Raw genomic sequence first — 14,204 nt, forward strand, 5'->3', positions numbered from 1 at the left:
TGGGCGACGGTTCGGTTCACGCGCCGGCGGGTAGTGGAACCTAGATGTGCCCGTGCGAGGAGAAGCGATGAGCTCACCGGTGACCCTGCCCTGGACCGAGTGGCTGCCGACCCAACGGTGGTACGCCGGTCGCACCCGAACCTTGGTGTCCGCTGAGACCGCCGTCGTGGTGCCGTTGCGGCCACAGCTCGACCTCATGCTGGTCGACGTCACCTACACCACCGGAGCTGTCGAGCGGTATCAGGTTGTGGTGCAATGGGATTCGACTCCGCCCGCGAACGTCGGCGCCATCATCACCGACGGCGCGTTCGACGGCCTGCATGACCCGTCGTCGGCGCGGTTCCTGCTGTCGCTGATGGACTCGGGCACCACGATCGGCGACGTCACTTTCACCAAGGAGCCCGGCGTCGCCCTGCCGCTCGAGGTCACCCCGCGGGTGTCGACGGCCGAGCAGAGCAACACCAGCGTGGTGTTCGCCGACCAGGCGATCTTCAAGCTGTTCCGCCGGGTCGCCGCCGGGATCAACCCCGATATCGAACTGAACCGGGTGTTGGGCCGGGCCAAGAACCGGCACGTGGCCCGGCTGCTGGGCTCGGTCGACACCACCATGGACGGCCAGCCCTGCCCACTGGGGATGGTGACGGCTTTCGCCGCGAATTCGACCGAGGGCTGGGAGATGGCCACCGCGAGTACCCGCGCGTTGACGGCCGACGGCGCCGGCGACGGCTTTTCGGGGGAGGCCTACCAATTGGGCATGGCGGTGGCGTCGGTGCACGCCACGCTCGCTCAGGAGTTGGGGACGTCGACCGATCAGCTGCCCGTCGACGTGATGCGCCAGCGGTTGGCCGCCGCCGCGGCGGCCGTGCCGGAGCTCGCCGAGCATCGGGCCGCGATCGAGGAGCGCTACGCCAAGGTCGCCGAGGAGCCGGTGGTCGTTCAGCGCGTGCACGGCGACCTGCACCTGGGCCAGGTGCTGCGCACCGCCGACGGCTGGCTCTTGATCGACTTCGAGGGCGAGCCGGGCCAGCCGGTCGCGGAGCGGCGCAGGCCCGATTCGGCGATGCGCGACGTCGCGGGAATGTTGCGGTCGTTCGAGTACGCGGCGTATCAGCAGCTGGTGGATCGAACCCCGGACCCGGAACTGGCGGCCCGGGTGAAGGACTGGGTGGACCGCAACTGTGCGTCGTTCTGCGACGGGTACGCCGCCGAAGCCGGCACCGACCCGCGCGATCATGCTGCGGTGCTGGCCGCCTACGAGTTGGACAAGGCGGTCTACGAGGCCGGTTACGAGGCCCGATACCGGCCCAACTGGCTGAACATCCCGATGCGTTCGATCGCCCGCCTGGTCGGCTGAGCAGACCTCACGCGCGGCGCGGATCCTCGGTAACTCATAGCGACACCGGCACCGAACGGTCAAGTGCGGTCAGGTTGTTGCCGAGCGGATCGCCCAGCGCCACCATGCTCTGGAAGTACTCGATCACCCGCTTGCGTGAGACGTCCAGTGCGGGCCATTGCGGCCAGTCCCAGGTGTCGTTCATGAACGGTTGCATCTGATCGTGGCTGAGAACGGTCAGATGGTTGACGTCGTGGGCGGTGGCGGAGCCCTCCAGGACGAGGCGGCCATTTGCCCGATCGTGCATCCATCCGCCGTAGTGCGGCTCCATTTTCAGGGTGTCGATGAAGGCCGTCTGACCACCGGTGTTCATCAGGTACTCGGCGAAGCCGGTATGGCCGTACTGCGCGACCATGGCCATCACATCGGCTGCCGAGCCGAGCCGCGCTGTCCGCTCGATGTCCGCCACGATCTGCGGGGTGTACTTGTCGTCGGCTATCCAGCCGACTTTCGCGCCCTGCATGGCGTAATACAGTCCGACGCCCTGCAGATCCTGGTTCCAGGCCTGCGCGTTGTTGGTCAGCTTGTTGGCGAACGCCCAATCACCGACATCCTCGAGGGCTACCGTGCCCAGGCCGGCGAACTTGCGTTGGTCGTTGTAGGCGACCAGCGCCTCGGTTGTGATGGCCGTCCGGCCGCCCGCGAGCGCGTCCATACCGGTGTGGCTGCTGCCGTGGAACATACCGAACGACATGATGTCGGTGTACTGGCCGCTTGCGGGGGATCGGGCATCGGCATCCCGGGGTCGGTCGGCGGTGTCTGCGTGCCGCTGCCGGTGGAGGTACCCACCGGGCGATCGAGGATCGTTCCCATGCCGGTTGCGTCGGTGAGCGTCGCCCCGGAAGGATTCGACAACATGACGGTGAACGTCTCGCTGTTTTCCGTCAGGGAGTCGCTCTTCACCGGAACCGTGATGATCTTCTGGGTCTCGCCCGGCGCGAAAGTGACTGTGCCCGTGACGCTGAGGTAGTCGAGGCCCGCGGTCGCGGTGCCGTTCGACGTCGCGTATTGCACCGTCACCTTCTGAGTGGACGGCGCGGCCAACGTCACCACGAACGACGCCACCGACGTGCCGCTTCCTCCGGAGAACTCGATGGGCGTCAGGTAGGCCATCTTGTTCTGATTGATCGTCTTCCAGTCGTCGGCCAGGATGCCGCCGGTATCACCGGAATTGGGGTTCCACGACCAGTACGTCCAACTCATGTCCTCGGTCCCGGCCGCGATGTCGACCGTGCCGTTGTTGTCGAAATCGCCGGACAGGTAGGACGTCAGCGCCTCGAACCAGACGACGTCCTTGGGATCGGTGAGTTTGGTGCCGAACTCGCCGACGTAGATCGGCGCGATGTTGTCCTCGTAGATGTAGCCCCAGGCTTTGCGGAAGACGCTGGGCAGGTTGGCCCCGAAGTTGGCGGTCTGGAACCACGGTTGGGCGTACACGGAGTTCGGATAGTCGTGCGGTGAGTAGACGACCCGGTTGGGCACGGTGAGTACGATCGGGCGGTCCTTCACGCCCATCAGGTTGCCGCCCCACCAGTAGCTCTGGCCTTGGTAGGTGCCGACGCCTTCGACGAACAGCAGTAGATTCGGATTCGCCTGCAGAACAGCGTTTCCGGCGCGTTCCGCCGCCCGTGCCCAGTCGTTCGTGCCGCCGCCGCCCCAGGTCCCGTTGTACGGCTCGTTGTGAAGGTCGAAACCGATGACGGTCGGATTGTCCTTGTAGCGGGTGGCCAGCATCTGCCAGTCGGAGACCCATTGGTCTTCGGAGTATTGGCTGTTGTACCAGAGGCCGTTCTCACTCGTTCCCGCACCGGCGGTGCTGCGGTGGTGGTCGAGGATGACCCGCATCCCGTTCTGACCGGCGTAGGCGATGATCTGATCCAGCACCTGCATACGGGACAGCCCTTGCAGGTCGGGGTTCAGGTTGTAGTTGATACCGGACGGTGCGGCCGTGGTGTGCAGCATCGCGCTGGAGTACGGGATGCGAATGGTGTTGAAGCCCTGGGCTGACATCTGGTCGATCATGTCTTTGTAGTTGCGGGTCCACAGGCCGTCCGGCACACCGTTGGTGCCCTCCGCGCCGAACCAGTTGACGCCCGAGATCTGCACGGGTTTGCCTTGGGAATCCAGAATTTGGTTGCCCGAGGTGTGCAGGAATCCTGCCGCGATTCCCGTGGAACCGGGCTCCGTCGCCGATGCGTCGGAGATGCTGAGGCCCGGTGTTGTCGCGACGTCGTCGTTGGTGATGGTGCCGGTGGCGGTGCCGCGGGCGATGGTCGCCCCGGAGGGGTTGGACAGCGTGACGGTGAAGGTTTCGCTGGGTTCGACGGTCGTGTCACCGGCGACTTTGACGGTGACGGTCTGGGAGGTCACGCCGGCTGCGAAGGTGAGAGTGCCTGTGGTGCTGGTGAAGTCGGCTCCGGCGGTGGCGGTGCCGTTCGCGGTGGTGTAGCCGACGGTGACGGGTGTGGTGGCGGCCTTCGACAGCGTGACGGTGAAGGTGGCGTTGGTCGAGCCGCTGTTGCCTTCGGCGATCGTCGTATCGGCGATCGAGATGGTGGGGGTGGTCGGCGGGGTGCTGACGGCGACACCGTTGACCTTGAGGTTGGTCGGCGCCGAACCGACGGCGCCCGGGGTGGCCTGATAGCCGAACGACGTGCTCTGGCCGGCCGCGACGGTGGCGTTGTAGGCCACGTTGCTGATCACGTAGTGGGTGCCGACGTGGCTGGTGATCTGGCCGTTCCAGATGTTGGTGATCTGTGCGGGAGTATCGAATTCGACAGTCCAGCCATTGAGGTTCTGGCCTGCGGTCACCGTGATGTTCGCGTTGTGGCCCGAACCCCAGTCACTGGCCACGCTGTAGGTGACCGAGTTGGTGCCCGGGTTCGACGCGACGTCGTCGTTGGTGATGGTGCCGGTGGCGGTGCCGCGGGAGATGGTCGCCCCGGAGGGGTTGGACAGCGTGACGGTGAAGGTTTCGCTGGGTTCGACGGTCGTGTCACCGGCGACTTTGACGGTGACGGTCTGGGAGGTCACGCCGGCTGCGAAGGTGAGAGTGCCTGTGGTGCTGGTGAAGTCGGCTCCGGCGGTGGCGGTGCCGTTCGCGGTGGTGTAGCCGACGGTGACGGGTGTGGTGGCGGCCTTCGACAGCGTGACGGTGAAGGTGGCGTTGGTCGAGCCGCTGTTGCCTTCGGCGACTGTCGCATCCGCGATGGAGACGCTGGGGGTGGTCGGCGGGGTGCTGACGGCGACACCGTTGACCTTGAGGTTGGTCGGTGCCGAGGCGAGCGCCCCCGGGGTGGCTTGGAAGCCGAAGGTCGTGCTCTTGCCTGCGGCGACGGCACCGTTGTAGGCCACGTTGCTGATCACGTAGTGGGTGCCGACGTGGCTGGTGATCTGGCCGTTCCAGATGTTGGTGATCTGTGCGGGTGAATCGAATTCGACCGTCCAGCCGTTCACGGCGGCGCTACCTGCGGTCACGGTGATGTTGGCGGTGTGGCCCGACCCCCAGTCGGAGACCACGCTGTAGGTGGCGGTGGGTGTCGAACTCGTGAGCGCGGCTGCTTTCCCGGTGGCCCGCGGCATGGCCAGCAGCGACTGCGTCTGCCGGTACAACCCGGCAAGCAGATCGTGAAGCGGGTTACCGACCGGCAGGGCCGGGATGACCGGAGCGATCCCCAGCGAGCGCAGAACCTGCGCCGGCGACGGAAGGGAAACAGGGACCTGCAGCAGACTCGGCGGCGCGAATGCGGGCGCCGGCATTCGCGCCGCGGCCGGTGTTGCGGCGGCGTCCGGCGCGGCACCGGTGAGCGTGTCCGTCAAAGCCGGCGTCACGTTGCTGTTCGATTCGACCGTTCTGGTGCGCACCGACGTGGTATCCGTCGTCGTCCTGTTGCCAGACGACGGTCGCGGGGTGGGCCGGAAAGTTAGCGTGCCGGATGCCTTCGGGGACTCGGTACCCGTTGAAGCCGATCCGGCGGTGGCGGTCTTCGGCGTCTGCTGGCGCGCGGTATGGCCACCGGGGGACTTGCCGGACGAGGTGTCGCGCGCCGCGCTGTCGGTGGACGATGCGCCAGCGGTATCCGCATGTGCCAGCCCAGAGCCTGTTGTCAGGGCGGCGCCGACGCCCAGGCTCAGCGCCCCGACTCCCAGCCAGCCGTACGGTTGCCTGCGCCGGCGGTGGCGCGGTCCGCGCTTGGGGCCGTCGATGGCGATCTTGGCTGCATCCCCGGTATGACGTGCCGCAGCATTCATTGCTATGCCCTTCCTCCACGAGAGTTCACAGCGTTGCTGAAAGGTGCAGCGATGTCACGCATTTCGTCGAAAGTCGGCTCAAAAAGGTCTTTGCTGTGTACATGGTCTGGACAAATTTGGCGGGGGCGTCAAAGGCCTGGACACCGCGGGGGCCGGTTGGCTAGGCGCACTGGACGCACCGGCACGGCGGGTTGGGCGTGATTTTGGGGCCGTGGCGCCGGGCTCGCGCGGCGGCGATGTCTCCCGGCGCGGCTACGGTGATCCCGATGGCTCTGCACCTGCACCGCGCCGAGCGAACGGACCTGCTCGCCGACGGTCTCGGCGCGCTGCTGGCTGTCCCGCAATCAGACCCGTTCGCCAGTGAGCTGGTGGTGGTGCCGGCCCGGGGTGTGGAGCGTTGGCTCAGTCAGCGGCTGTCGCACGTCCTGGGCGGCGGGGACGGCACCGGGGGTGTCTGCGCCGGGGTGTCGTTCCGGTCGCCGGCGTCGTTGATCGCCGAGATCGCGGGAACCGATGACGACGATCCGTGGTCGCCCGACGCGATGGCCTGGCCGCTGCTCGAGGTCATCGACGCCAGCCTCGACGAGCCGTGGTGCCAGACCCTGGCCACCCACCTCGGGCACTTCGTGGCCGACGAGGAGAAGGAGCTGCGGCGCGGCAGGCGCTACGCGGTGGCCCGCCGGCTCGCCGCGCTGTTCGCCTCCTACGCCCGCCAGCGCCCCCGGCTGCTGATCGAGTGGCTGGCCGGCGAGGCCGACGGTCTCGACGTCGACCTGCGCTGGCAGCCACACCTATGGCGTGCCCTGGTCGCCAGGATGGGCATCGACCCGCCACACGAGCGGCACGCGAAAACACTTGCCCGGCTCACTGAGTCGGGCGCGGACCTGCCGGCCAGGTTGTCGCTGTTCGGGCACACCCGGCTGCCGAGCACCGACATCGAACTCATCGGCGCGCTGGCCGAACACCACGATGTGCACCTGTGGCTGCCGCATCCCAGTGCCGCGCTGTGGACCGCGCTGAGCGACGTGCGGGGCACCGTGGCGCGCAGCGAGGACACCAGCCACCGTCTCGCCGCCCACCCGTTGCTGGCCACCCTTGGCCGCGACGTCCGCGAACTCCAGCGCGGACTGCCCGCCTCGGTGGCCACCGACGAGTTCCTGGGCGCCGAACGTCTTCCGGACACGCTGCTGGGCTGGCTGCAATCCGATATCGCTGCCAATGCCGAACGGCCGCAGGGGCGTTCGTACACCGGCGACCGATCGGTACAGGTGCACAGCTGCCACGGCGCGGCCCGCCAGGTCGACGTATTGCGCGAGGTCCTGCTCGGTCTGCTCGCCGAGGACCGCACGCTGGAACCGCGCGACATCCTGGTGATGTGCCCGGACATCGAGACGTACGCGCCGTTGATCGTCGCGGACTTCGGCCTCGGCGACGTGGTGCCCGGAGCGCATCCCGCCCACCAGCTTCGGGTGCGGCTGGCCGATCGTGCGCTGATCCAGACCAACCCGCTGCTGGGGGTGGCGGCGAAGCTGCTGGCGCTGGCCGGCAGCCGGGTGACGGCGACCGAGGTGTTGGACTTCGCCCATGTGGAACCGGTGCGGGCGCGATTCGCCTTCACCGACGACGACCTGGAGACCATCACCCGTTGGGTGCAGCAGGCCAACATCCGGTGGGGCTTCGATGCCGAGCACCGCGCCCCGTTCGGGATCCCGTTCATCCAGAACACCTGGCGGTTCGGCCTGGATCGGGTGCTCGCCGGGGTCGCGATGTCCGATGATTCGAAGGACTGGCTGGACGTCACGCTGCCGCTGGACGATGTCGGCTCCAACAGCGTCGAGCTGGCCGGCCGGCTCGCCGAGTATGTGAATCGGCTGCAGCACGTCGTCGACTCGCTGAGCGGCGTCCGTCCGCTGACGCAGTGGCTGGCCGCACTGCAGGACGGTGTCGGCATGCTCACGGTGACCACCGGTGACGACGCCTGGCAGACCAGTCAGCTGCAACGCGAGTTCGGCGACGTCCTGACCTCTGCCGGGACCCGGGCGGGCACCGATCTGCGGCTGCCGGATGTCACCGCCCTGCTGGGCCGGCATCTCTCCGGACGGCCCACCCGGGCGAACTTCCGCACCGGCACATTGACGGTGTGCACCATGGTTCCGATGCGCTCGGTGCCGCACCGGGTGGTGTGCCTGGTCGGCTTGGACGACACCGTGTTTCCCCGGATCGGCGTGGTCGATGGCGACGACGTGCTGGCCCGCGACCCGCGGACGGGTGAGCGCGACATCCGCTCCGAGGACCGCCAGTTGCTGCTGGACGCGATCTGCGCCGCCACCGACAAGCTGGTGATCACCTACACGGGAGCCAACGAGTACTCCGGGCAACCCCGGCCGCCGGCGGTTCCGCTCGCCGAGCTGCTCGACGCGCTGGACCGCACCACCGAGGCGCCGGTGCGCGAGGAGATTCTCATTCGGCACCCGTTGCAGCCCTTCGATGTTCGCAATGTGACGCCGGGTGCGCTCGGGGTGCCCGCCGAACCGTTCACCTTCGACTCGAGCGTTCTCGCTGCCGCGTCGATCACCGGTGGTCACCGCCCCGAACAGCCTGACCTGCTGGCGAATCCGCTGCCCGCACCCGGCCCCGACGATGTCACGCTGGCCGATCTGTCGAAGTTCTTCGCCAACCCTGTCAAAGGCTTCTTCACCGCCCTCGACGTGACGCTGCCGTGGGACGTCGAGGGCGTCGAGGACGCCATGCCCGTCGAGATCGACAACCTTCAGCAGTGGACCGTCGGGCAGCGGCTGCTCACCGACATGCTCGCCGGAATGGATCCCGACCGGGCCGGGCAGGCCGAATGGCGCCGCGGCACGTTGCCGCCGGGGCGGCTGGGTTGGCGGACCGCCAGCGAATTACGCGACCAGGCAACGGAACTGGCTCGGGCGGCGCTGGCCCATCGAACCGGTACCCCACACGCCTACGACGTGGACGTCGATCTGGGCGGCGGCCGTCGCCTCACCGGCACCGTGTCCGGCGTGTACGGCAAGCGGCTTGTGGAGGTGACGTTCTCCAAACTGGATGCCCCGCACCTGCTGCGGGCCTGGATCCCGATGCTGGCCCTGTGTGCGGCATATCCGGGGCAGTGGACCGCGGTGTGCATCGGCAGGCAGCGGCGTCGAAACGGAGTGGTCGAGCGCGTTCTGGGGGCGCCGCAGGAGGACCCGGCCGTGCTGCTGCGGGATCTGGTCGCGATCTACGATGCCGGCCGCCGCGAACCGATTCCCCTGCCCATCAAGACGTCTCATGCGTGGGCGATCGCACGCATCAGCGGCCAGGACCCCCGAAGCGAAGCGTGGTCGAAGTGGCGGTACGAACGTGATGACCGCGCCATCGAGCGGGTCTGGGGCCGGGAGCCCGATCTGGACCCGTTGCTGACCGAACCGCGCCCCGGGGAGGAAGCGCCCGGTGAGCTGACCCGGTTGGGGGCCTATGCGACGCGGCTGTGGGCACCGCTGCTGCGTGCCGAGGACGGTGCCTGATGGACCAGTTCGATCTGCTGGGCCCCTTGCCGGAGCACGGTTCGACCACCGTGCTGGAAGCCAGCGCCGGGACGGGCAAGACGTTCACGCTCGCCGCGTTGGTGACCCGCTATGTGGCCGAGGGCCGGGCCAGGCTGGACCAAATGCTGTTGATTACGTTCAGTCGCGCGGCCACCCAGGAGCTACGGGAGCGCGTACGTCACGCGCTGCAGGAGGCACTGAGCGCGTTCGACGACCCGGAACTGGCCCAGCGCAGCGACGTTCTCGCTGCGCTCACCCACGGTGCACCAGCCGAACTGGCCGAACGTCGACACCGATTGCGCGACGCGCTGGCCGGTTTCGATGCCGCCACCATTGCCACCACCCACCAGTTCTGCCATCTGGTGCTGAAATCCCTTGGTGTCGCGGGGGACACCGATTCCCATGTGACGCTTGCCGAGAGCTTGGACGAACTGGTTGCCGAGATCGTCGATGATCTGTACCTGGCCCACTTCGGCCAGGAGCGTGAGCAGCCGCCGATCAGCCGCGGTGAGGCGCTGAAGCTGGGGCGCGAGGTGGTCGCCAATCCGGGCACGGAGCTGCGGCCGCTGAATCCGACGCCGGGCTCGCAGCCCGCGGTCCGGGTCGGCTTCGCCAACGATGTTCTGGCCGAGTTGGATCGGCGCAAACGCCGCCGCGGGATCCTCAGCTACGACGATCTGCTCGGCCGGCTGGCCGATGCACTGGAATCGGCCGAGTCGCCGGCCGCGACCCGCATGCACCAGCGGTGGTCAGTGGTGATGGTCGACGAGTTCCAGGACACCGATCCGGTCCAATGGCAGGTGATCGAGCGCGCGTTCAGCGGACAGTCGACGCTGATCCTCATCGGCGATCCCAAGCAGGCAATCTATGCCTTCCGCGGTGGGGACATCGTCACCTACCTGCATGCCGCCAAGACCGCGGGCCGCCGCCGCACCCTCGGCGTGAACTGGCGCAGTGATTCGGTTCTGGTCGACCGCCTGCAAAACGTGCTGGGCGGCGCCGAGCTCGGCGATCCGGACATCAAAGTCCTTCCGGTGCAGGCCCACCACCGCGGCCACCGATTGGCGGGTGCGCCGCGCAACGACCCGTTCCGGCTGCGGGTGGTCAGCAGGGAAAGCTTCGGGCAACGGGGTACCCGCACCATCCGAATGGACGCCTTACGCCCACACATCGCCGCCGACCTGGCGGCCGACATCGCCGTGTTGTTGGCGAGCAAGGCCACCTTCGATGGCAGGCCCTTGCAGGCCAATGACATTGCCGTCATCACCGAAAGCCACGCCGATGCCCGGGCGTGCTTCGATGCGCTGGTGGCCGCGGGCGTCCCGGCCGTCTATACCGGTGACACCGATGTGCTCAAGTCGCAGGCCGCTGACGACTGGCTGAGCCTGCTGGAGGCCTTCGACCAGTTGCACCGGCCTGGCCTGGTGCGCGCCGCCGCGACCACGATGTTCTTCGGCAAGACCGCCGAGGACCTCGCCACCGGCGGTGAGGTACTGACCGACCGGATCGCGGATACCCTGCGGCAGTGGGCTGATCATGCGCGTGAGGCCGGCGTGGCGGCGGTATTCGAGGCGGCGCAACTGGCGGGGATGGGTCGCCGGGTGCTGTCGTGGGCCGGCGGCGAACGCAACATGACCGACCTTGCCCACGTCACCCAGCTGCTGCACGAGGTGTCCCACCGGGAACAGTTCAGCCTCACCGCATTACGCGACTGGCTGCGCACCCAGCGCGAGGAGCGCAGCGGGGCGCCGGAACGAAACCGGCGCCTGGACAGTGACGCCGCCGCGGTGCAGATCATGACGGTGTGGGTGAGCAAGGGGCTGCAGTTCCCCATCGTCTATCTGCCCTTCACGTTTAACCGCTATGTGCGCAGCGAGGATCTGGTCCGTTTCCACGACCGGGAGCGGCGCTGCCTGCACGTCGGCGGCGACCAGAGTGCCGAGCTGGCGACCGCGCAGCGGCTCGGCAGGCAGGAGTCCGCAGGTGAGGAGACCAGGCTGACATATGTCGCGATGACGCGGGCGCAGTCGCAGGTGGTGGCGTGGTGGGCGCCGTCCTGGGATGAACCCAACGGCGGCCTGTCGCGGCTGCTGCGGGGCCGCCGCCCCGGACAGAGCACGGTTCCGGACCGCTGCGATCCCGAACGGGTCGACGACGCCGACGCGGTGGCGCTGCTGAGGGAATGGGAGACCGTGGGCGGCCCGGTGCTGGAAGAGTCAATCGTCGCCGAGCCTGTCGAGCTGGCCGTGCAGCAGCCACGAGAAGACCTCGGTGTCAGGCACTTTCATCGCGCGATCGACACCACGTGGCGGCGAACCTCGTACTCTGGCCTGATCCGAGCTGCTGAGACGACCGGGGTCGGCAGCGAGCCCGAGGTGATCCAGCTCGACGACGAGGTCGCCGACATCGCGGTGAGCGCACCGCCGTCGGGAGCTGACCTGCCCTCCCCGATGGCCGACCTGCCCACCGGCGCCACGTTCGGCAGCCTGGTGCACGCGGTCCTCGAAACCGCCGACCCGTTCGCCGCCGACCTGGCGACCGAGCTGCACACCCAGATCGACCGGCACTCGGTGTGGTGGCCGGTGGATGTCGACGCGACGGAACTGGCCGCCGCCCTGGTTCCGATGCACGACACCCCGCTCGGCCCGTTGGCCGACGGGCTGACCCTGCGCCAGATCGGGTTGCGGGACCGGTTGTGCGAGATGGACTTCGAGTTCCCGCTGTCCGGCGGCGATCGGGGAACGGGCCGACCCGAGACCCGGCTGGCTGATGTCGGCCGGCTGCTGAGTGAGCACCTGCCGGCCGACGACCCGCTGGCGCCCTATGTCGAGCGGCTCAGCGGCGGCCCTCTCGGCGCGCAGTCGTTGCGCGGCTACCTGTCCGGGTCTGTCGACGCGGTGCTGCGAATACCTGACGGTGCGGGGCATCGCTATCTGGTGGTCGACTACAAAACCAACTGGCTGGGGGAGGCCGACCGCCCGCTGTCGGCCGCCGACTATGACCGCGAGCGGATGGCCGAGGCGATGTTGCATTCCGACTATCCCCTGCAGGCGTTGTTGTACAGCGTTGTGCTGCACCGGTTCCTGCGGTGGCGCCAGCCGGGGTACCGGCCGGAGCAACATCTCGGTGGCGTGCTGTACCTGTTCGTCCGCGGCATGTGCGGCCCGGACACGCCCACCGCCGGCGAGCACCCCGCCGGGGTGTTCAGCTGGCGACCACCCGCAGCGCTGGTGATGGCGGTGTCCGACCTGCTCGACGGCCCGGGGGTGGCGGCATGACCGTCGAGGTGACCGATGTCGCGGACTGGCGGCTGTGTGCGGGTGCGACCGGACTGCTGCGGGTTTTCAACGAAGCAGGAGCCATCGAGGCGTCCGATGTCCTTGTCGCGCAGCGGTTGACGGCGCTGGGCAAGGAACCCGACGAGCTCGTCGCGTTGGCGATCGCCTTCGTCGTGCGTGCGGTGCGCGGCGGATCGGTGTGTGTGGAACTCGCCGCGGTGCAGGAGCAGGTGGACATCGAGGACTTGCCGTGGCCGGAGCCCGTCGAGTGGCTGGCGGCCGTCGCGGCCAGCCCGCTGCTGCACTCGCCGGCCGTGCTGCACCTCGACGAAGACCTGCTGTACTTCGATCGGTACTGGCTGGAGGAACGTCAGGTCGCCACCGACGTTCTGGCACTGACCGCTGGCCGGCCCCAGCGCCGATTGCCCGACATCGCACGGCTTTTCCCGTCGGGATATGACGAACAACGCCGGGTCGCCGAGGTCGCGCTGGCCCAGGGCCTCACCGTGCTGACCGGGGGGCCCGGCACCGGCAAGACCACCACCGTCGCCAGGCTGCTGGCACTGCTGGCCGAGCAGGCGGAGCTGGACGGTACGCCGGGGCTGCGTATCGCCTTGGCTGCGCCGACGGGGAAGGCGGCCGCCCGCTTGCAGGAGGCGGTGCGGGCTGAGGTCGACGAACTGACCACCGCCGATCGCGACCGGCTGAAGGGGCTGCGCGCCACTACGCTGCACCGGCTGCTGGGTCCGCTGCCCAGGACCTCGGCACGGTTCCGCCATCACCGGGAGAACCGCTTGCCACACGACGTGATCGTCGTCGACGAGACGTCGATGGTGTCGCTGACGATGATGGCGCGCCTGGTCGAAGCGGTCCGGCCGGAGTCGCGGCTGCTGCTCGTGGGCGACCCCGACCAGCTGGCATCGGTGGAAGCCGGTGCGGTACTTGCCGATTTGGTGGAGGGCCTCAGTGCGCGCGGCGATACGCCGGTCGCCAAGCTGATCACGCCGCACCGGTTCGGAGCGTCGATCGGGGCGCTGGCGCTGGCGATCCGGGTCGGTGACGCCAACCGCGCGATCGACGTCCTGAATGCCGGTGGCGAGCACATCGAATGGATCGACACCGAAGAGCCCGCCACCGCACTTCGTCGGGTAGTGGTTCCGCACGCGATCCGTCTGCGTGAGGCCGCGGTGCTCGGCGATGGGCGGGCGGCGCTGGCCACCCTCGAGGAGCACCGGCTGCTGTGTGCGCACCGGCGCGGGCCGCACGGCGTGGCGTACTGGAACCGTCAGGTCGAGCGGTGGTTGGCCGAGGAAACCGATGCCCCCCAATGGGCTTCGTGGTACGCGGGCCGACCGGTGTTGGTCACCGCCAACGACTACGGACTGCGGCTCTACAACGGTGACATCGGGGTGACCGTGCTGCGCGACGGGGTGTTGCGGGTGGCGATGGCCGGAGCGGACGGGGCCGCCGAGTTCGCCACCAGCCGGCTGGCCGATATCGAGACGATGCACGCCATGACGATCCACAAGAGTCAGGGCAGCCAGGTCGCGGAGGTGACGGTGCTTCTGCCGCCGACGGATTCACGATTGCTCAGCCGGGAGTTGCTGTACACCGCGGTGACCCGGGCCAAGACGAAGGTGCGGGTGGTGGGCTCGGCCGAGCAGCTGCGCGCCGCGGTCGGACGGCGGGCGGCGCGGGCCAGCGGGCTCAGCCGCCGCCTACAGGACTGAC

At 68.4% G+C, this 14,204-nt stretch carries 6 protein-coding genes; 4 read left to right on the forward strand and 2 right to left on the reverse strand.

Annotated elements, in window-relative coordinates:
- The first annotated feature begins 79 nt into the window (after positions 1-79).
- Positions 80-1,354, forward strand: coding sequence for a maltokinase N-terminal cap-like domain-containing protein (locus D3H54_RS00545; RefSeq protein ID WP_149383263.1), 1,275 nt, complete (start codon positions 80-82; stop codon positions 1,352-1,354).
- 34 nt (positions 1,355-1,388) lie between these two features.
- On the opposite strand, the gene D3H54_RS00550 is transcribed toward D3H54_RS00545, so the two are convergent.
- Together D3H54_RS00550 and D3H54_RS00555 are read right to left on the reverse strand one after the other, a co-directional pair.
- Positions 1,389-2,048, reverse strand: a complete 660-nt coding sequence (locus D3H54_RS00550; protein WP_168214737.1) for a hypothetical protein — start codon at positions 2,046-2,048, stop codon at positions 1,389-1,391.
- Complete coding sequence (locus tag D3H54_RS00555) at positions 1,955-5,644, reverse strand: Calx-beta domain-containing protein (RefSeq protein ID WP_210419625.1); 3,690 nt, start codon at positions 5,642-5,644, stop codon at positions 1,955-1,957. Before D3H54_RS00555 ends, D3H54_RS00550 begins: the two co-directional genes overlap by 94 nt.
- A 266-nt stretch (positions 5,645-5,910) precedes the next feature.
- On the opposite strand from D3H54_RS00555, the gene recC reads away from it, so the two are divergent.
- The 3 genes from recC to recD are packed head-to-tail and all read left to right on the forward strand — an operon-like array spanning position 5,911 to position 14,203.
- Positions 5,911-9,174, forward strand: a complete 3,264-nt coding sequence (gene recC, locus D3H54_RS00560; protein WP_149377394.1) for an exodeoxyribonuclease V subunit gamma — start codon at positions 5,911-5,913, stop codon at positions 9,172-9,174.
- Positions 9,174-12,473: an exodeoxyribonuclease V subunit beta gene (recB, locus tag D3H54_RS00565; RefSeq protein WP_149377395.1), complete on the forward strand. Its 3,300-nt coding sequence runs from the start codon at positions 9,174-9,176 to the stop codon at positions 12,471-12,473. The genes recC and recB overlap by 1 nt, the downstream gene beginning before the upstream one ends.
- Positions 12,470-14,203: an exodeoxyribonuclease V subunit alpha gene (gene recD, locus D3H54_RS00570; RefSeq protein WP_149377396.1), complete on the forward strand. Its 1,734-nt coding sequence runs from the start codon at positions 12,470-12,472 to the stop codon at positions 14,201-14,203. Before recB ends, recD begins: the two co-directional genes overlap by 4 nt.
- The last annotated feature ends 1 nt before the right edge of the window (position 14,204 follow it).

Origin of the sequence: Mycobacterium sp. ELW1, from assembly GCF_008329905.1 — a bacterium.
GTDB lineage: Bacteria > Actinomycetota > Actinomycetes > Mycobacteriales > Mycobacteriaceae > Mycobacterium.